19 protein-coding genes are annotated in these 17,054 nt (G+C 69.7%); 11 read left to right on the top strand and 8 right to left on the bottom strand.

Features of this window, described 5'->3' with window-relative positions:
* Nucleotides 1–17: 17 nt before the first annotated feature.
* The 3 genes from GRS48_RS12800 to GRS48_RS12790 all read right to left on the bottom strand — a co-directional run bounded on the left by GRS48_RS12800 (nucleotide 18) and on the right by GRS48_RS12790 (nucleotide 3,392).
* Nucleotides 18–1,055, bottom strand: a complete 1,038-nt coding sequence (locus tag GRS48_RS12800; protein ID WP_159487155.1) for a PAS domain-containing sensor histidine kinase — start codon at nucleotides 1,053–1,055, stop codon at nucleotides 18–20.
* Nucleotides 1,056–1,268: 213 nt separating this feature from the next.
* On the bottom strand, nucleotides 1,269–3,089 hold the full coding sequence (locus GRS48_RS12795) for a ribosome biogenesis/translation initiation ATPase RLI (protein WP_159487153.1): 1,821 nt from the start codon (nucleotides 3,087–3,089) through the stop codon (nucleotides 1,269–1,271).
* Entirely contained in the window at nucleotides 3,090–3,392 is a 303-nt protein-coding gene (locus tag GRS48_RS12790) for a hypothetical protein (RefSeq protein ID WP_159487151.1), read from the bottom strand.
* Nucleotides 3,393–3,738: 346 nt separating this feature from the next.
* Between GRS48_RS12790 and GRS48_RS12785 the strand changes: the two genes are divergently transcribed.
* A complete protein-coding gene (locus tag GRS48_RS12785; protein WP_159487149.1) occupies nucleotides 3,739–4,020 on the top strand; it encodes a helix-turn-helix domain-containing protein in 282 nt (93 codons plus the stop codon).
* Here GRS48_RS12785 and GRS48_RS12780 read toward each other — a convergent pair.
* Both GRS48_RS12780 and GRS48_RS12775 read right to left on the bottom strand, forming a co-directional pair.
* Nucleotides 4,017–4,295 (bottom strand): hypothetical protein, encoded by a 279-nt coding sequence (locus GRS48_RS12780; protein WP_159487947.1) that lies wholly within the window; start codon nucleotides 4,293–4,295, stop codon nucleotides 4,017–4,019. The genes GRS48_RS12785 and GRS48_RS12780 overlap by 4 nt on opposite strands.
* A 126-nt stretch (nucleotides 4,296–4,421) precedes the next feature.
* Complete coding sequence (locus tag GRS48_RS12775) at nucleotides 4,422–5,297, bottom strand: DUF6663 family protein (RefSeq protein WP_159487147.1); 876 nt, start codon at nucleotides 5,295–5,297, stop codon at nucleotides 4,422–4,424.
* 139 nt (nucleotides 5,298–5,436) lie between these two features.
* Here GRS48_RS12775 and GRS48_RS12770 point away from each other — a divergent pair, with 139 nt between their 5' ends.
* A complete protein-coding gene (locus tag GRS48_RS12770; protein WP_159487145.1) occupies nucleotides 5,437–6,060 on the top strand; it encodes a methyltransferase domain-containing protein in 624 nt (207 codons plus the stop codon).
* A 211-nt stretch (nucleotides 6,061–6,271) separates the two neighbouring features.
* On the opposite strand, the gene GRS48_RS12765 is transcribed toward GRS48_RS12770, so the two are convergent.
* Both GRS48_RS12765 and GRS48_RS12760 read right to left on the bottom strand, forming a co-directional pair.
* Nucleotides 6,272–6,865, bottom strand: a complete 594-nt coding sequence (locus GRS48_RS12765) for a type IV pilin (protein ID WP_321168439.1) — start codon at nucleotides 6,863–6,865, stop codon at nucleotides 6,272–6,274.
* Between the two features lie 76 nt (nucleotides 6,866–6,941).
* Nucleotides 6,942–8,387, bottom strand: a complete 1,446-nt coding sequence (locus GRS48_RS12760; protein ID WP_159487143.1) for a hypothetical protein — start codon at nucleotides 8,385–8,387, stop codon at nucleotides 6,942–6,944.
* Nucleotides 8,388–8,553: 166 nt separating this feature from the next.
* Between GRS48_RS12760 and GRS48_RS12755 the strand changes: the two genes are divergently transcribed.
* The 8 genes from GRS48_RS12755 to mtnP all read left to right on the top strand — a co-directional run bounded on the left by GRS48_RS12755 (nucleotide 8,554) and on the right by mtnP (nucleotide 15,994).
* Nucleotides 8,554–9,867, top strand: coding sequence for a hypothetical protein (locus GRS48_RS12755; protein ID WP_159487141.1), 1,314 nt, complete (start codon nucleotides 8,554–8,556; stop codon nucleotides 9,865–9,867).
* A gap of 159 nt (nucleotides 9,868–10,026) precedes the next feature.
* Entirely contained in the window at nucleotides 10,027–10,815 is a 789-nt protein-coding gene (locus tag GRS48_RS12750; protein WP_159487139.1) for an electron transfer flavoprotein subunit beta/FixA family protein, read from the top strand.
* A complete protein-coding gene (locus GRS48_RS12745) occupies nucleotides 10,812–11,759 on the top strand; it encodes an electron transfer flavoprotein subunit alpha/FixB family protein (protein ID WP_159487137.1) in 948 nt (315 codons plus the stop codon). Before GRS48_RS12750 ends, GRS48_RS12745 begins: the two co-directional genes overlap by 4 nt.
* A gap of 140 nt (nucleotides 11,760–11,899) precedes the next feature.
* Nucleotides 11,900–12,886 (top strand): replication factor C small subunit, encoded by a 987-nt coding sequence (locus tag GRS48_RS12740; protein WP_159487135.1) that lies wholly within the window; start codon nucleotides 11,900–11,902, stop codon nucleotides 12,884–12,886.
* A gap of 64 nt (nucleotides 12,887–12,950) precedes the next feature.
* A complete protein-coding gene (locus GRS48_RS12735; RefSeq protein WP_159487133.1) occupies nucleotides 12,951–13,460 on the top strand; it encodes a metallophosphoesterase in 510 nt (169 codons plus the stop codon).
* Nucleotides 13,461–13,658: 198 nt separating this feature from the next.
* Nucleotides 13,659–13,787 (top strand): hypothetical protein, encoded by a 129-nt coding sequence (locus GRS48_RS15355; protein WP_255473134.1) that lies wholly within the window; start codon nucleotides 13,659–13,661, stop codon nucleotides 13,785–13,787.
* Between the two features lies 1 nt (nucleotide 13,788).
* Entirely contained in the window at nucleotides 13,789–14,967 is a 1,179-nt protein-coding gene (locus GRS48_RS12730) for an inorganic phosphate transporter (RefSeq protein ID WP_159487131.1), read from the top strand.
* 160 nt (nucleotides 14,968–15,127) lie between these two features.
* A complete protein-coding gene (mtnP, locus tag GRS48_RS12725) occupies nucleotides 15,128–15,994 on the top strand; it encodes an S-methyl-5'-thioadenosine phosphorylase (RefSeq protein WP_159487129.1) in 867 nt (288 codons plus the stop codon).
* A 14-nt stretch (nucleotides 15,995–16,008) separates the two neighbouring features.
* Here mtnP and GRS48_RS12720 read toward each other — a convergent pair whose 3' ends face one another.
* Complete coding sequence (locus GRS48_RS12720) at nucleotides 16,009–16,203, bottom strand: heavy-metal-associated domain-containing protein (RefSeq protein ID WP_159487118.1); 195 nt, start codon at nucleotides 16,201–16,203, stop codon at nucleotides 16,009–16,011.
* Between the two features lie 232 nt (nucleotides 16,204–16,435).
* Between GRS48_RS12720 and GRS48_RS12715 the strand changes: the two genes are divergently transcribed.
* Nucleotides 16,436–17,026 carry an AsnC family transcriptional regulator gene (locus tag GRS48_RS12715; protein ID WP_159487116.1) on the top strand — a complete coding sequence of 197 codons (591 nt, stop codon included), beginning with the start codon at nucleotides 16,436–16,438 and terminating at the stop codon, nucleotides 17,024–17,026.
* The last annotated feature ends 28 nt before the right edge of the window (nucleotides 17,027–17,054 follow it).

Genomic DNA, 17,054 nt, shown 5'->3' with positions numbered 1-17,054 from the left:
GCGTGCGGCCGTACCGATCAGTCGGCCGCCTTCGGTAGCGCGATCGAGACCACGTTCCCGCGGGGGTCGTTCGCGTCGAACGTGAGTTCGCCGCCGAGCGAGTCGACACACCACTGTATCACCCACAGGCCGACCCCCGTCCCGTGGTACGTGCTGCTGGTCTCGACGTCCTCGTTCAACACGTCGATCTCGTGATCGGGGATCGTCGGGCCGTCGTCGGCGATGCGAACGATCCCTCGCTCGTGCTCCGGGTCGTCGACGACGGAGACGGTCACCGACGGCTCCGGCCGGTCGTTGTGATCGATCGCGTTCTCGAGCGCGTGTCTCACGGCGTACGCGACCCCTTTGTCGACGATGACGCGGATATCCGTCCCCCCATCGACGGTGAGGTCCGCGCTCGGAAACGCCGCCGCAGCGTCCGCGACGAGGTCGTCGACGAGCTCGCGGAGGTCCGTCGGACTGCGCTCCGTCGCGTCGGGCTCCGCGATCTCTTCGATCTCGCGGACGGAGTCGCTGAGGGTTCCGACCTCCATCGTGATGTCGAGTATCGTCTGGACCTCCGCCTCGAGCCTCTCGTCTTCGATCGCCGTCTTGACCCGTTCGGCGTAGCCGAGGAGCACGTTCGTCTTGTTCCGGAGGTTGTGTCTCACGACCCGACTGAGCAGTCGGAGCCGCCGCTCGCGCGCCCGATACGCCGTGATGTCCTGTACCTCCGCGAGGACGTAGTCGTCCCCGTCGAGGGTCGTCCGGTTGAGCTGGACCCTGACCCAGCGCAGCTCCTCGTTTGCGCGCTCGATCTGCCACTCGAACACCTGTGGGTCGCCGCCGGCGGCGGCCCGGATCCGCTCGACTGCCTCCCGCTGTGTGAACCGCGTCGACGGCGCCGTGTAGTCCTCGACGTTCATCGTTCGTAGCTCCTCGAGAGGATAGCCGTACAGCTCCGCCAGGCGCTCGTTCCCGTCGAGAACCGCGCCGGTCGCCGGATCGTGGAGCGTGATCCCGATCCGTAGATCGTCGAACGCGCGGGGCAACCGAACCCCGCCCTCGTCACTCATGATATTTACACAGTATTGAATTCTTAAAGAACTTCGATAACCGGTAACGGTTACCTATACGCCCAAGGTAGCTCACTGAGCGATGGCCGGAGCCACGATTCGCCGTCTCCTCGTTTCGTGACGGAGGCGAGAGGACGGAGTGGAACGCGGTCGGTTCGGTCGTCGCCATGCGGTCGGTTCGGTCGCCGTCGCGCGGTCGACGACCGTCCTCCGTCAGACCGAGTAGTAGTACTCGCCGTCGCGTTTCTGCTGGCGGTCCTTCTGTGAGTCGGGCTTGTTGATGCGCGGCCGGCCCGTCCGCTCGTCGCGACGGAAGGTGATGTCCAGATCCGCGAGGAACTCGTTCATCCCCTCACGCATCTCCTGTGGCGGCGACGCGCGCCCGCGTTCGGCTGGCTCCCCGTCGAACACCATCAGGCGATCGGCCAGCAGGTCGATCATGTAGATGTCGTGGTCGATCACCATCACCGTCGCGTCGTGGTTCTCCGCGTATCGCCGGATGGCGGTCGTCGCCCGGACCCGCTGTTCGACGTCGAGGTGCGCGGAGGGCTCGTCGAGCAGGTAGATGTCGGCGTCCTCGGAGAGACACGCCGCGATGGCGACGCGCTGGCGCTCGCCGCCGGAGAGGTCCGTCAGGTCCTGTTCCATGATCCGGTCGAGCTGGAGCGGTCCCGCGACCTCCGTGTTCCAGTAGGAAGAGCCGAACTGATCGGTGATCGAAGAGAGGAAGGCGTCGACGCGCATCGGCTGATCGATCTCGATGTACTGCGGTTTGTACGCGATGTCGAGCTCGAAATCGAGCGCGCCGGTGTCGGGCTGCAGCGAGCCGGCGAACAGCTTCGCCAGCGTCGACTTCCCGATCCCGTTCGGGCCGACGATGCCCAGCACTTCCGACTCGTGGATCGCCCCGCCTTCGACGTGGAGCTCGAACTCGCCCTCGCCGTACGACTTCGAGAGGTCCGGGTACTCCACGAGCGTCGTCCCCTTCGAGGAGACGCGCGGGGCGTGCTCCTCGAAGGTGATCGCGGTCGGCCGGATCCGCATGTTCTCGTTGTCGAGGTATCCCTTGAGGTACTCGTTGATCCCGTTGCGGACGGACTTCGGGTCGGTGATGACCCCGTACGCGCCGGGTTCACCGTACGCGACGTGAAGGGTGTCGGCGAGGAGGTCGAGGATCGCGAGGTCGTGTTCGACGACGAGCATCGACCGCTCCGTGGCGTCGTCGTTCGCCAGCTCCTGGATGAGCCGCGCCGCGACCATCCGCTGGCCGATGTCGAGGTACGGCGTGATCTCGTCGAGGAAGTAGAAGTCGGCGTCGCGCGCCAGACACGCCGCGATGGCGACGCGCTGGAGCTCCCCGCCGGAGATGGAATCGATGCGCTGATCCATCACCGGCCGGATGTTGAGCCGGTCGATGAGGTCGTCGAGCGCGCCCCGCTCGTCGGTCCGTTCGAGTAGATCGCGGGTGTTTCCGTCGAACTGCTTGGGGATCTGGTCGACGTACTGTGGCTTGCGTGCGACCGTGACGTCGCCGGCCTGCAGCGCCTTGAGGTAGTTCTGCAGCCCGGTGCCGCGGAAGCGGTCGAGCACCGCCTCCCAGTCGGACTCCGCCTCGTGGTCGCCGAGGTTCGGGACCCGTTCGCCCGCGAGCGCGTGGACGGCCGTCGACTTCCCGATCCCGTTCGGACCGAGAATGCCGGTGACGCTGCCCGGCTCCGGCGTCGGGAGCCCGTACAGCGCGAAGGCGTTCTCGCCGTACCGGTGGACGGGGTCCTCCTCGAGCTCCGACGGCAGGTTGATGATCTCGATAGCGTCGAACGGACACTTCTCGACGCAGATCCCGCAGGTCTCGCCCAGACAGATCTCCTCGGAGATCCGGATCTGGTCGGGATCGCCCTCCTCGGCGTCGGGCCCTCGCTCGGTGATACACTCCTTGCCCGTCCGGTTCGGCGGACAGTAGTTCGCACACTCGTAGTTACACCGGTCGGGCTGGCAGCGATCCAGGTCGACCACGGCGATGCTGTCGTCGGCCATCTACAGGGTCACCGCCGAGGTGAGAAGCACGGTGTAGCTGATGAACCACAGCGTGAACGTCATGAACGCCACGTAGAGGTTGTCCTTTACCCCGAAGTCGCCGACGCCTATCGCCTTGTACAGGGGGTATTGCACGAGGAGGAAAACGCCCATCACGATGACGGCCATCGTCTCGCCGGCGTCGACGGGATCCGTCCCGACGTATGCGGCCGACACCACGCCCGCGGCGATACCCGCGAGACAACAGATCGTGGTGACGACCACGCCTCGGGTGTGGCCCGTGATCCCCGAATCGTCGCTCATACGTACGTGTCCGCTATCGCCCGTGAAAAGGTGTTCGTTCCGTCGATAGCGACCGTCGCCGCGCCGGACCGGCCGTCGGCCACGACGGTATCACGGCCAGCGGCCCTCCATCGAGATGGTCGCCGACCCGACGAATCGGCGAGCCGTCGACGAACCGGGATATTGACCCTGTGTCACAGGAGCGCGCGCGAGCCACGGGGCTGACTGACTAGTCAGTTTGTCACGGCTTTACCGGCAAAAAAAGCTGCTTCCTCCCACAACTACCGGACGTATATGCCGCTATTAGGGCCGAATCGGGCCTCGCTGCATCAACATTTATCACCGTGTGCGGTTTGGATCCGATCCGATGGCTGGAACCCAAAAGGAGAGTCTCGACGACCTCCCGCCGAGCGCCAAACTCGTCTTCAAAGTGCTCGAATACAACGGCCCGCTGACACAGAAGGGGATCGTCCAGGAGTCGATGCTGTCCGCCCGAACCGTCCGCTACGCGCTCGAGCGACTGGAGGGAATCGACGTCGTCGACGAGGACGTCTACTTCGCCGACGCCCGTCAGAACCTCTATCAGCTCACCGAGCCCGCCCAGGAGTTCATCGGGGACGGGAGCAGCACGTCCTGTACGGCCGACTAACCGTCTCGCTCTGCGGATATCTCTTTTGCGCCTCGCGCCGCCTCGAGAACGGTGAGCGCCGCCGCGACGAGCAGCGCGAACGTCGCCGCCAGCACGAACGCCAACAGCAGGAACCAGGCCTCCGGGCCGAACAGGGGGTACTCGCGGGCCTCCACGAGCGGTCCGAGCAGCTCGAACGTCCGCACGAGGTACAGTACCGCCGCCAGGACGGCGCCCGCGACGAGACCGATCCGGACGTTTCGGTAGAACTCCAGCGACTCCAACAGCACGAGCATCGGTGGTTTGTTCGGGTCGTCGTCGCTCACGCGCGACCGTAGCGGCCGGGACCGCAAAGAGGCGTCGGACCTCGCCGTCCGTGTCCCCCTCGGCCCCGCTACCGATCGATGATCCCGTGGCGCCGGTCAGAGTCGGTCGTGAACGTCGAAGCCGCCGGCGTCGTCCTCGCTCGTGCCGTCCGTATCGTCCTCGCTCGCGCCGTCCGTATCCTCCTCGTCCGCGTCGTCGCTGCTCGTGTTCTTCCTGCCCGCCGTGTCCCCCCGTTCGTCGCCGTCAGCCGTCCGATCCCTGCGGCCTCCGTCCGGATCGAGGCCCGCCGCCAGCCCGGTGCCGAGGTCGTACGTGTCACGGATCGTTCGCGCGAGCACGCCGTCGCGGTCGAAGACGACGTGGACCGCGACGAAGTCGTGGTCGACCGGCCGCAACACGAAGACCTCCCGCGGGCGGTCGTCCCCCCGCCGGTCGTTGACGCGCTCGACGAGCGGTTCGATCGGGAGCCGTCCGGCCCGAAGCTCCCCGTACGTGTCGCTCCCGGGGCCGTCCGCGAACAGGTACAGCGCGCCGTTCGGCTCGCCGTCGTTCGCGCGCGTCGTTACCGATCCGAACGCTTCGCCGTCGGCGCGAACGCCCTGCCACGCCTCGACGGCCGCCTCGTAGATCCCCTCGACCCCGTCCGCGAACCGGAACCGGCTCTCCCGGACGACGGACACCGCCGTAAACCGCGCGGTGCCGTCGTCCCACGCGACCGTCGCGTCGACGACGGTTCCCGGGGTGAGCTGCTCGACGCGTGCCGCGAGATCGTCGTCGTACCCCTCGGCGATCGCGTACAGCGGGTCGTACACGTCCGCGGCGTCCGGATCGGAGGGATCGACCGGTCCGTCGGGGATTCCGACCAGCGCGAACTCCTCGGGGGCGTCCTCGTTCGGGTCGTCGTTCCCGTCGACGTCCGGCCGCGGTCGGCGATCGTGGACGCGGAACCGGCCGCTCGTCGTCGGTTGCATGCGCGTCCCTTACCGGCGGCGTCGCATAAGGCGGTCGGAAGCCGGGGAGGGGTTCCAATCGGCGTCAACGTCGCCGGCGTCCCCTCCCTTCCGCGACGGATCCGTGTCGTTATGGGGCGGGCGGTCCAACCGCCGATAAATGGGGATCCTCGAGGACAAGGCCAACGCCCGGCTGTTCTACAAGTACCTCTCGAAGGTGTACGATCGGGTGAACCGGTTCAACTGGACCGAAGAGATGCGCACGGAGGCGCTCTCCTGGCTGGAGTTCGGCGACGACGACCGCGTGCTCGACGTGGGCTGTGGCACCGGGTTCGGCACCGAGGGATTGTTGGAGCACGCCGTCGACGTCCACGGCCTCGACCAGAGCGTCCACCAGATGGAGAAGGCGTTCGAGAAGTTCGGCAAGCACGACCGGGTTCGCTTCTACCGCGGCGACGCCGAGCGGCTTCCCTTCGCGGACGACACCTTCGACGTCGTCTGGTCGTCGGGCTCCATCGAGTACTGGCCCGACCCCGTCGCGGGGCTCTCGGAGATCCGTCGCGTCGCGAAACCCGGCGGGCAGGTGCTCATCGTCGGCCCCGACTACCCACACAACCGGGTCCTGCAGCGCGTCGCCGACGCGATCATGCTGTTTTACGACGAGGCGGAGGCCGATCGGATGTTCGAGGCGGCCGGCTTCGAGGAGTTCGAACACCACATCCAGCGGGCGACCCCCCGGAGCCCGCGGGCGATCACCACCGTCGCGCGCGTCCCCGAGGAGTAACCCCGACGCCGCGGCACCCCGTTTCCTCCCTGCTTCGATCCGTCCCCCGGCCGTCTCTCCGTACCTGCTCGGTCCTTTCCCGGCCGACCCCGATCCGTACCTGCTCGGTCCTTCCCGGCCGGCCCCGATCCGTTCCTGCTCGGTCCTTCCCGGCCGGCCCCGATCCGTTCCTGCTCGGTTCAGGTCTCGTACCCCCGCGTCAGTCGATTCCTTACGGCTCGACGGTCGTCTCCAGCGTCGTCATCGTCCGCCCGTCGACGATCACCCTGACCGTGACGGTCCGTCCGGCCCGTAGCTGGGGGGCGTTCGTCCCGGCGACTCGCAGGGACGCGGACTGGCCGGCGGTCCACGTGTCCTCGCTCGCGGCGTTGAACGGGCCGGTCGGCCCCGGGCGGAACCCGCGCGCGGAGAAGAACGGGACCGGCGGCTGCCGGTTGAGCGGCGTCCCGTCGACGCTGACCCGAAGCTCGATCGTCCCGGCGTCGAGCCGGTCGCCGGCCCGATGCGTGAGCGTGAGTCGGTCTCCAGCCGCCGACAGCGACAGCGACGCGGTCGGGACCGTTCCCGTCGTCGTCCCGGGCGCGACCTGCATCGTCGCGCCCGCGATCCCGGCGGCGAGCACGACCGCGACGGCGACGAGGAGCGCGACACCGATCGGTGCCATTCCCCGATCGTCCGCCCCTCGGCGGTCCGCCCCTCGACGGTCCGTCACCCGGCGGTCCGTCCCTCGACGGTCGGTCACCCGGCGGTCCGTTCCCCGGCCGCGGGTCGTCGTCGCGCCTCGTCGAGCTTCGTCGATGACCACACGGTGGCTGGTGCGGTATCGATTAAAAAGGTGAGCCGCATCGTCGCGCCCACACCCTGTCGATCGCCCGGCGCGCTCACTCCTCGTCGGAGCCCTCGTCGACCCTGTCGTCGACGAGCCGCGGGAGTTCCGTGGGTTCGAGCCCGTCGATGACGGCGACGCGCGGCTCGTCCACGACGTTGATCCGATACGTCCCGGTCGGCGACAGCGTCACCACGGCCCCGTCGCCGTCGGTTGCCCCGATCGCCTCGCTGTCGCCGCCGGAGACGCTCTTCGTGACGGTCACGCCCGTAACCGGGTCGCCGTCCTCGTCGTCGAGGACCGTCACCACCACCGGCCCGCCGGGGTAGCTCCGATCGACCGTGACGTTGAACCCGTCCTCGGTGGTCGTGACCGTCTCGTAGTCGGGGAACGTCTCCAGGTCCGTCCGCTGGTACTCGACGAACACCTGATCCGTCCCGCCGCTGACGAACGTCCGGAGCTCGCCGAACTCGTGTGAGACGGTGATGCGCTGGACCGCGCCCGCGCCGAACGCGTCCGGCTCGCGCAGCGCGGTCGTCTCGGGGTAGCTCGCCACGGTCGCGTTGATCGCGTCCTCGCTCGAGATCGTGCCCCCGCCGCGGTCCCACCGGTCGTTCCGGAACGCCTCCCGGACGTACTGTCCCTCGCTCTCGTCGATCGTCGCCAGCACCAGCGCTCCCCCGCTCGACTCGACGTGGACCTCGCTGCCGCCGGTCTCGCCCCGCAGGGTCGCGAGCGCGCGGTCACGAACCGGCCCCTCGTACACCTGCAGCTGTACCTGGAGCTCGTCGAGCCGGCTCGGGGAGCTGAACCCCTCCGTCCCCTCCGCGAGCTCGTCGAGGACGTCCAGCCGCGCGTCGTACTCCCGGGCGACCGCGGCGACGGCCACGAGCTCCGCGAGGAGTTCCCGGTCGGAGAGCTCGCCGGCCGCGTGGGCGTCGACGGCGGAGATCTGTCGGCTGTGGAGGCTCACCTCGTCCTGCTCGACCTGGTTGACCGCGGCGAGGATACGCCGCTGCCGTTCGGCGGTCGTCTCGGCGTCCTCGATGCGCTGGACGACCGCCTCCGTTTCGAGCGCCGCGTCGACCTCCCCGACCTCCAGCCCGAGGGACGTGCCGAGGTTCGCGTCGTGGCCGTGGACGCCCGCGCGGGGGTCCGCGTCCGGCGGCGTGGACAGCACGCGGAACGTGACCTCGGGCTCGCCGTTCGCGTCCGATCCGTCGTCGGCGCTCTCGCCGTCCGTGTCGTTCTCGTCGTTCTCGGCCGGCTCGTCGCCGTTCGTATCGTCTCCGCTCGTGTCGCCGCCATCGCCGGTTTGGGCGACCGTGTCGGTCGGCTGGAGGTGCTGGACGTCGGCGTCGACGGCGTCGACGGCGTCGAAGGCGTTGACGGCGTCGGCAGCATCGACGGTCGGATCGCTCGCGGGGGGCGCCGCGGTGACCGCCCCGGCGATCGGGGCGAGCACCATGAACAGCGCGACGAGGACGGGGAGGGCTCTCATCACCTTCCGTTCCGGCCCCTGGTACAAAAAATCCACCTGAACGCGTCGTCGTCGGGTTCCCGGTCGGTCCCGTCACGGCCGAACCCTGCCCGTCGAGACCCCTCTGGGTGACCGGGAAACCGACTATGGAAAGGGTTTTGCCGGGCGCATGAGTGGTCGGGTCTGTATGCGGTCTCCCGCCCTTCAGGTGCTCCTCGCCGCGTTCGTCGTCGTCGCCCTGGCCGGGGGCGTCGGTCTCGTCGCGGGGAGCGTCGGTTCCGATCCGGCTCCCGCCGAGCCGACAACCCTCCCCGTCGGCACGTCGGCGGCCGCCGGGGACGTCCGATCGGTCGAACAGCCCTCCACGTCGCGGGTCGCGTCAGACGGGACGCTCTCCGTCGAGTTCTCTCCGCGCGCCGAGACGGACCTCCGGATCCACCTCGAGCCCGATCGTGACGCCGACTGGGAGGTCGTCGTCAGGTACGAACTCACCGACTCGAACGAGACGGTCGTCTTCGAGCGGGTCGGCGAGCGGTTCCTCGCCGATGAGATCGGCCCCAGCGAGACGCCGTTCGAGCGCTTCGCGGAGGGCGCGAGCCGGAACGTCGACCGGCAGATGCGCGTCGAAGACGTCGAGCGGGAGGTCGTGCTCCACGAGGAGGACCTCTCCGCGTTCGAGGTCGACGAGGACGTCGTCGCGGTCGGCGAGTACCGCCTGACGTTCACGTGGACCGAGTTCCTCGAAGAGGAGGGCGAGAACCTCGTGTTGGGCGACGCGCTCGCCACGCCGACGGACGGGACGTGGCTCCGGTCGTTGGAGGCCGATCAATCGATCGAGGTGAAGACGCCGGCGGGCTACACCGTCTCCGGCACGCCGGGGGCGACGCTCCCGCTCCGTGACAACGCCGTGGTCATCGACGGCCCGCGCGCCTTCGACGAGGACGAGCGCGTCGCGATCGTCTACTCGCCGACGGGCGGTGGGCCGTCGACCCCGCCGTGGACCCTCCTCGCGGCCGCGATCGTCGTCGCGGCGCTGCTCATCGCGGGCGGGCTGCTCGGCTACCGTCGGTTCGACTCGGACGACGGGGGGGCGGCTGGCGGCGCCGCATCGACGGGAACGAGCGGGGCTGCGGGCGGGGGGGCCGACGCGGCGGCTGGAGACGGTCCGACGTCCGCCGACGCCGCGGGCGCCGGTGGCTCCGGTGCAGCCGGGAGCGGGGCGGGCGGCGAGCCCGAGGAGGACCTGTCGCTGCTGTCCGACGAGGAGCGCGTCGAGCGGCTGTTGGAGCACAACGGCGGCCGGATGCGACAGGCCGACATCGTCGGCGAGACCGGCTGGTCGGACGCCAAGGTGTCACAGCTGCTCTCCGCGATGGCCGACGCCGGCCGCGTGGAGAAGCTCCGGCTCGGCCGGGAGAACCTCATTTCCCTCCCCGACGGAGAGGGCGGCGACGACGCGGGCGGCGGTGGATCCGGCGAAGCCGGGAGCGAGGCCGCGTGAGGCCCTGGAGAGGCGGCATGAAGGCCGAGAAAGGGCGCGTGAACTCCAGGAGAGCCCGCTGAGGTCCGGACGCGAGGCCGGATCGCCCGGGCCGACAACGGCTTTCCCGCGGCCGCCGGTTCCGAAAACCCTTACACCACGAACCGCCGACTATCGACCATGAAAGTTCTTGTGACCGTCAAGGAGGTCGCCGAGGTCGGCGACGACTTCTCGATCGAAGGAACGGAGGTCGCGGAATCGGACCTCGAGTACGACCTCAACGAGTGGGACGACTACGCCATCGAGGCGGCCGTCCAGCTCGCGGAGGCGGGGATCGCCGACGAAGTCGTCGGGGTCACCATCGGCCCCGAGCGCTCCGAGGAAACGATCCGGATGGCGCTCGCGAAGGGCGTCGACCGCGCGGTCCGCGTCTGGGACGACGCGTTCGAGGGGCAGTTCGCCGACGTCGAATCGAAGGTCGACGTCTTCGAGGCCGTCGTCGACGACGAGGACCCGGGCCTCGTCCTCTCGGGCGTCCAGGCGTCCGACGACGCGTTCGGCGCGACCGGCGTCGCGCTCGCCGAGCGGATCGGCTTCGAACACGCCGCCGTCGTCAACGACCTCGCGATCGACGAGGACGCGGCGGTCGCGAACGTCCACCGGGAGCTGGAGGGCGGGATCGAGGAGCTGACCGAGGTCGACCTCCCCGCGGTGCTCACGGTCCAGACCGGGCTCAACGAGCCGCGCTACGCGAGTCTCCGCGGGATCCGGCAGGCCCAGCGCAAGGAGATCGCGGTGGCCGACCTGGCGGACTTGGGACTCTCGGCGGACGACGTCGCCAGCGCGCTGACGCTCACGTCGATGTACGAGCCGGAGAGCGAGTCCGACGCGGAGATGATCGAGGGCGACGCCGGGGAAACCGCGACGCGCCTTGCGGAGGTCCTGCGGGCGAAGGGGGTGGACGCATGACCGACGTGCTCGCGGTCGCCGAACACCGCCGCGGCGAGCTGCGCGACGTCTCCTACGAGATCGTGACGGCCGGTCGGGAGCTCGCCGACGCGCTCGACGGCGACCTCCACCTCGCGGTGATCGCCGGCAACGTCGATCGGTTCGCGGACGACCTCGACCGCCCCGGCGTCGACACGATCTACACGCTCGAGAACGGCGAGGAGTTCGACCACAACGCCTACCAGTCGGCGGTCGAGACGCTGCTCGCCCGCACGGACGCGGGGGCGGTCCTCATGCCGAACTCCGTCAACGGGCTCGACTACGCGCCCGCGCTGGCGGAGAGCTACGACCTCCCGCTCGTGACCGACGCGACCGGCTTCGCGTACGACGACGGGCTCACCGTCACGCGGGAGATGTACGGCTCGAAGGTCGAGACGACCGTCGACGTCGCCGGCGACCGCTTCGCGCTCACGATCCGGGAGGGCGAGTGGGAGGCCACCGAGGGCGTCGGCGACGCGGTGATCGAGTCGGTTGACGCCGACCACCCGGACTCCGGCGCGCGCGTCCAGGGGTTCGAAGAGGTCGCCGGCGGCGACGTCGACATCTCCGAGGCTGACGTGCTCGTCTCCGTCGGCCGCGGCATCGGGGAGGAGGAGAACCTCGAGCTCGTCGAGGAGCTCGCGGACGCGCTCGGCGCGACCCTCTCGGCGTCCCGGCCGATCGTCGACAACGGCTGGCTCGAGAAGAACCGGCAGGTCGGCCAGTCCGGCAAGGTCGTCACGCCGACGGTGTACATCGCGGTCGGCATCTCCGGGGCCGTTCAACACGTTGCCGGGATGAAAGGGTCGGAGACGATCGTCGCGATCAACACGGACCCGAACGCGCCGATCTTCGACATCGCCGACTACGGGATCGTCGGCGACCTGTTCGACGTCGTCCCGGAGCTCATCGCGCAGTTCGAGTAGGGCACGGCGCCGAGGGCGTTCCGGATCGCACCCCGACCGCGTCCCAGTCGCACCCCGATTGCGTCCCGATCGCACCCCGATCGTGCCGGTGTCGCGTCCTCTCGGGGCGTTTATCACCCCACCGACCCCTCCGTACGTGTATGAGCGAGGCCGACGAGCAGGTCGCGGCGACCGCCACCGGGCGGGAGATATGGATCGAGAAGTACCGACCGCAGACGCTCGCCGACGTCCACGGGCAGGAGGCGATCGTCGAGCGGCTCGCGAGCTACATCGCCCAGGAGGACGTTCCCCACCTCCTCTTTTCAGGGCCGGCCGGCGTCGGGAAAACGACCGCCGCCACCGCCATCGCCCGCGAGGTGTACGGCGAGGACAACTGGCGCGGTAACTTCCTCGAGCTCAACGCCTCCGACCAGCGCGGCATCGACGTGGTCCGCGACCGGATCAAGGGGTTCGCGCGGTCGTCGTTCGGCGGCGATTTCCGGATCGTGTTCCTCGACGAGGCGGACTCGCTCACGGACGACGCCCAGTCAGCGCTGCGTCGGACGATGGAGCAGTTCTCGGACAACACCCGATTCATCCTCTCGTGTAACTACTCCTCGAAGATCATCGACCCGATCCAGTCGCGGTGTGCGGTGTTCCGGTTCTCGCCGCTGTCCGACGACGCGGTCGCGGCGCAGGTCCGCGAGATCGCCGCCGCCGAGGGGATCGAGGTGACCGACGCGGGCGTCGACGCGCTGGTGTACGCCGCCGACGGCGACATGCGTCGGGCGATAAACTCGCTGCAGGCCGCGGCGACGACCGGCGGGGTCGTCGACGAGGAGGCGGTTTACGCGATCACCGCCACGGCGCGGCCCGAGGAGATCGAGGCGATGGTGACCGACGCGCTCGCGGGCGACTTCGCGAGGGCGCGGGCGACGCTCGACGGGCTCCTCACGGAGACGGGGATGGCCGGCGGCGACGTCATCGACCAGCTCCACCGGTCGGTGTGGGAGTTCGACCTCTCCGAGCGGGAGGCGGTCAGGCTGATGGAGCGTATCGGCGAGGTCGACTACCGGATCGCCGAGGGCGCGAACGAGCAGGTCCAACTGGAGTCGCTGCTCGCGTCGCTCGCGCTCAGCGAGCGGTAGGTACCCCCGCACCCGTTCCGGGAGGGTCCGGCCGCTTAAGTCGGTCGCCGACCGAGCCAGCGGTATGTTGGTCGTCGTCTCGGACACACACAGCACCGACGGACACCGGCTGCGCGGGCGGACCCTCTCCGCGGTCCGCGACGCCGACGTCGTGGTCCACGCCGGCGACTTCTACCGCGAGCCGGTCCTCGACGCCTTCTACGAGGAAGCCGGGAGCCTCCGGGCGGTATACGGCAACAACGACGACCGCGCGATCCGCGACCGGGTCCCGGAGACGCGCGTCGTCGAGTACGGCGGGGTCCGGTTCGCGGTGACGCACCGTCGGCGGAGCGGTGACACGGGACTCGTCATGTTCGGCCGCGAGCGCGACGCCGACGCCGTGATCTGCGGTCACACCCACGCGCCGCGGTTCGACGACTCGACGGGGCTCCCGATCGTGAACCCGGGGAGCCACGCGGAGCCGCGCGGCAACCGGGCGGCCCACGCGGAGCTGGAGCGGGCGGCCGACGGGCTCGAGGGACGGCTGGTGACGCCGGACGGCGACGCTTTCCGGGAGTTCCGTATCGAAGGTTGAGCCCGCCGTCGGGCGGAGGGCCGAAGCGGGGGGCCGCGTTCGTCGGTTGTGGTGCGTGTCTCTTATACGTGCCCGAGGCACAAAGAGCGGTTTTACCAATCCCGACCCCGCGCCGTCGTCGCTCTTCGGGATCGCTATCGATCTGAGCCTCCCGGCCGCTGCCGAAACGCCTAACACCGTGCCGACGGAACCCGGGGTATGGTTTCGGTTGACCCGTTGTTCGTCTTCCTCCTCGTCGTCCTGCTGGGGCTCTTCTTCTTCGGGTTCCTCCTCGTCCGGCGCACCCTGCTCGGGCTGCGAGAGGGGTACGAGGACGGGAAACGGTAACATGGCCGCCGTTACGGTCCTCACGCTCCTGATCGCCGGGGTCGCGAGCCTCTTCATGGCGTGGTCCATCGGCGCGGGGTCGTCGGGGTCGACGCCGTTCGCGCCCGCGGTCGGGGCGAACGCCATCTCCGTGATGCGTGCCGGCCTCGTCGTCGGCGTCCTCGGCCTCCTCGGGGCGGTGCTTCAGGGCGCGAACGTCACCGAGGCGGTCGGTACCGAGCTCATCGGCGGCGTGACGCTCACCGCGGGGGCCGCCATCGTCGCGCTGCTTACGGCCGCCGGGCTCGTCGCGATCGGCGTCTTCGCGGGCTATCCGATAGCGACCGCGTTCACCGTCACCGGCGCGGTCGTCGGGGTCGGGCTCGCGATGGGCGGTGACCCCGCGTGGCCCAAGTACGTCGAGATCCTCACCCTGTGGGTGCTGACTCCGTTCGTCGGCGGCGGCATCGCCTACGCCGTCGCACGCGCGCTGATCGGCGACCGGCTCCCGGAACGGGCCCTGACCGCGGTCCTCGCCGGGCTGGTGGGGGTGATCCTCGCCAACGTCGGGTTCGCCCTGCTCGGACCGGGCGACGAGCAGGCGTCGATCGCCGGGGCGGTCGCGGCCGGCGTCGGCGGCCCCGGAACGGTCGGGACCGCGGCGGTCACGCTCGCGATCGCCGGGCTCGTCGCCGCCGCGGTGTACGCCGACGTCGGGCGCGACCGCGAAGGAGCACAGCGGCGGTTCCTCCTCGCGATGGGCGGGCTCGTGGCGTTCTCGGCGGGCGGCTCGCAGGTCGGGCTCGCGATCGGGCCGCTGGTTCCGATCTTCGGCGACGTCGGGGTCCCGCTGTGGGCGCTGCTCGTCGGGGGCGGCGTCGGCCTACTGGCCGGGTCGTGGACGGGCGCACCCCGGATGATAAAGGCGATCGCACAGGACTACGCCTCGATGGGGCCGCGGCGGTCGATCGCCGCGCTCATCCCGTCGTTCGCCATCGCCCAGACCGCGGTCGCCTTCGGCATCCCGGTCTCGTTCAACGAGATCATCGTCTCGGCCATCGTCGGCGCGGGGTACGCCGCCGGGGACGCGGGCGTGAGCCGCTCGAAGATGACGTACACCGTCCTCGCGTGGATCGGGTCGCTCGTCGGCTCGCTGGTGATCGGGTTCGGGGTCTACACGGCCATCTCGGCGGTGCTGTGAGCGGTCGCCGATGCTGTGAGCGGTCGCCGATGCTGTGAGCGGTCGCCGGTACTGTGAGCGGTCGCCGGGACCGTCCATCGTCGTTCGCGTCGCCACCGTCGTCGGGTCGGTCGTCGTCGTGGGTCACTCCTTATAAGTATCGGGCGGCCGGATCGCGGGTATGAGCACGATCGGTTTCATCGGCGGCAGCGGCATCTACGAGGCGCTCCCCCTGAACGACGTCCGCGAGGTCGAGTACGACACCCCCTACGGCGAGCCGAGCGACGCGGTCACGATCGGCGAGTTCGCCGACACCGGCCGCGAGGTCGCGTTCCTCCCGCGGCACGGCTCGAACCACGGCGTCTCGCCGACGGACCTGCCCTACCGCGCGAACATGTACGCCCTGAAAAAGGCGGGCGTCACCCACGTGTTCGCGTCGAACGCCGTCGGGAGCTTAAAAGAGGAGCTGGAGCCGGGCACGCTCGTCGTTCCCGACCAGATCTTCGACCGGACGAGCGGCCGTGACCTCTCGTTTTACGGCGACGGGGTCGTCGTCCACCAGCCGTTCGCGGACCCGTACAGCCCCGAACTGGTCGACCACCTGACCGCGGCGGCGGAGTCGGCGGTCGGCGACGACGTCCCGGTCGTGAAGGGCGGCACGTACGTCTGCATCGAGGGACCACAGTACTCGACGCGGGCGGAGTCGGAGTTTTATAAGGCACAGGGGTGGGACCTCGTCGGAATGACCGCGATCCCCGAGGCGAAGCTCGCTCGCGAGGCGGAGATCGCGTACGCGACGATCGCGGGCGTCACCGACTACGACGTCTGGAAGGCGGACAGCGAGGTGACGCTCGCGGAGGTGTTGGAGAACGCCGAGCGGAACCAGGCCGCGATCAAGGCCGCCGTCGAGGAAGCCGTCCGGGCGCTTCCCGCGGACCACGAGTGCGACGCTCACACCGCGCTGGCGGGCACGGTCAACACGCCGACCGAGGCGATCCCCGAGGCGACCCGCGAGCGCGTCGCGCCGCTGCTCGGCGAGTACTTATAAGCGAACCGGGTGGTTCAGGCGGTCGCGCCGTAGCCGGCCTCCTCGATCGCCGCGACCAGCGCGTCGACGTCGACGTCGCCGTCGGCGGTCGCGATCCCGCGTTCGTGGTCGGCGTCCGCGCTCTCGACGCCGGGGACCGCAGAGAGCGCGTCGATCACGTTCGCCTCGCAGCCGTCACACGCCATGCCGTCGACCTCGATCGTGTACATGTCGCCCGTTTGGAGCGGGCGAGATAACAGGGTTTCCCTCGGCGCGGGTCGGCGGGACGGTTTCCCGAACGCGGTCGCCATCGTCGCCGCGGTCCGCAGTCGACCGTCGTCTCCGTTCCACCGCCGTTCCCCTTCCATCGCCGTTCTCTCCCATCGCCGTTCCTCCACCCCACCGCCGTTCCCCTCCCACCGCCGTCCGCACGCTTATGAGTTCGCCGCGGCAACGTCGCCCATGCGCACGCTCGACGGCACCGACCGGGAGATCCTGCGGCTCCTCCTCGCGGACGCCAGACGCCCGTACCGCGACATCGCCGACCGCGTCGGACTCTCCGCGCCGGCCGTCTCCGACCGCGTCGACCGGCTCCGGGAGCTCGGCGTCATCGAGGGGTTCACCGTCCGGATCGACGACGCCGCGCTCTCGACCGGGACGGAGGCGCTGGTGACCCTGTCGGTCGCGCCCGCGGAGGCGACGGCGGCGTACGAGGCGGTCGCCGACCACGATCGCGTCGAGCACGCCGTGTTGACCGCCGAGGGCGACGTGACCTTCTCGACGACGCTCGACGACGCGGGGGCGCGCGGGCTCGTGGACGAGGCGGTCGGGTTGGAGTCGGTTCGGGAGCTCTCCGTGCGGCTCGTCGACCGCCGCGACTGGTCGCCCACGCTCGGCGACGTCGACCTCGCGGTCGACTGCGTCGAGTGCGACAACACGGTCACCGCCGAGGGGGAGTCGGCCCGCGTCGACGGGACGCTGTACCACTTCTGTTGTGGCACCTGCCGGGCGAGCTTCGAGGAGCGATACGATCGGCTCGCCGAGGGCGCGTGAGCCGATCGGACGAGACGGAACGTCGCCG

The sequence above is a fragment of the Halorubrum sp. JWXQ-INN 858 genome (assembly GCF_009806985.1).
GTDB lineage: Archaea > Halobacteriota > Halobacteria > Halobacteriales > Haloferacaceae > Halorubrum.
This window is presented reverse-complemented; position numbering and strand designations above follow the sequence as displayed.

Coding starts and splice junctions, on each gene's coding strand:
- GRS48_RS12715 (WP_159487116.1), top strand. CDS start 16,436: ATGCGCACGCTCGACGGCACCGACCGGGAGATCCTGCGGCTCCTCCTC.
- GRS48_RS12800 (WP_159487155.1), bottom strand. CDS start 1,055: ATGAGTGACGAGGGCGGGGTTCGGTTGCCCCGCGCGTTCGACGATCTA.
- mtnP (WP_159487129.1), top strand. CDS start 15,128: ATGAGCACGATCGGTTTCATCGGCGGCAGCGGCATCTACGAGGCGCTC.
- GRS48_RS12795 (WP_159487153.1), bottom strand. CDS start 3,089: ATGGCCGACGACAGCATCGCCGTGGTCGACCTGGATCGCTGCCAGCCC.
- GRS48_RS12755 (WP_159487141.1), top strand. CDS start 8,554: ATGCGGTCTCCCGCCCTTCAGGTGCTCCTCGCCGCGTTCGTCGTCGTC.
- GRS48_RS12760 (WP_159487143.1), bottom strand. CDS start 8,387: ATGAGAGCCCTCCCCGTCCTCGTCGCGCTGTTCATGGTGCTCGCCCCG.
- GRS48_RS12770 (WP_159487145.1), top strand. CDS start 5,437: ATGGGGATCCTCGAGGACAAGGCCAACGCCCGGCTGTTCTACAAGTAC.
- GRS48_RS12785 (WP_159487149.1), top strand. CDS start 3,739: ATGGCTGGAACCCAAAAGGAGAGTCTCGACGACCTCCCGCCGAGCGCC.
- GRS48_RS12790 (WP_159487151.1), bottom strand. CDS start 3,392: ATGAGCGACGATTCGGGGATCACGGGCCACACCCGAGGCGTGGTCGTC.
- GRS48_RS12780 (WP_159487947.1), bottom strand. CDS start 4,295: ATGCTCGTGCTGTTGGAGTCGCTGGAGTTCTACCGAAACGTCCGGATC.
- GRS48_RS12720 (WP_159487118.1), bottom strand. CDS start 16,203: ATGTACACGATCGAGGTCGACGGCATGGCGTGTGACGGCTGCGAGGCG.
- GRS48_RS12745 (WP_159487137.1), top strand. CDS start 10,812: ATGACCGACGTGCTCGCGGTCGCCGAACACCGCCGCGGCGAGCTGCGC.
- GRS48_RS12775 (WP_159487147.1), bottom strand. CDS start 5,297: ATGCAACCGACGACGAGCGGCCGGTTCCGCGTCCACGATCGCCGACCG.
- GRS48_RS12750 (WP_159487139.1), top strand. CDS start 10,027: ATGAAAGTTCTTGTGACCGTCAAGGAGGTCGCCGAGGTCGGCGACGAC.
- GRS48_RS12740 (WP_159487135.1), top strand. CDS start 11,900: ATGAGCGAGGCCGACGAGCAGGTCGCGGCGACCGCCACCGGGCGGGAG.
- GRS48_RS12730 (WP_159487131.1), top strand. CDS start 13,789: ATGGCCGCCGTTACGGTCCTCACGCTCCTGATCGCCGGGGTCGCGAGC.
- GRS48_RS15355 (WP_255473134.1), top strand. CDS start 13,659: ATGGTTTCGGTTGACCCGTTGTTCGTCTTCCTCCTCGTCGTCCTGCTG.
- GRS48_RS12735 (WP_159487133.1), top strand. CDS start 12,951: ATGTTGGTCGTCGTCTCGGACACACACAGCACCGACGGACACCGGCTG.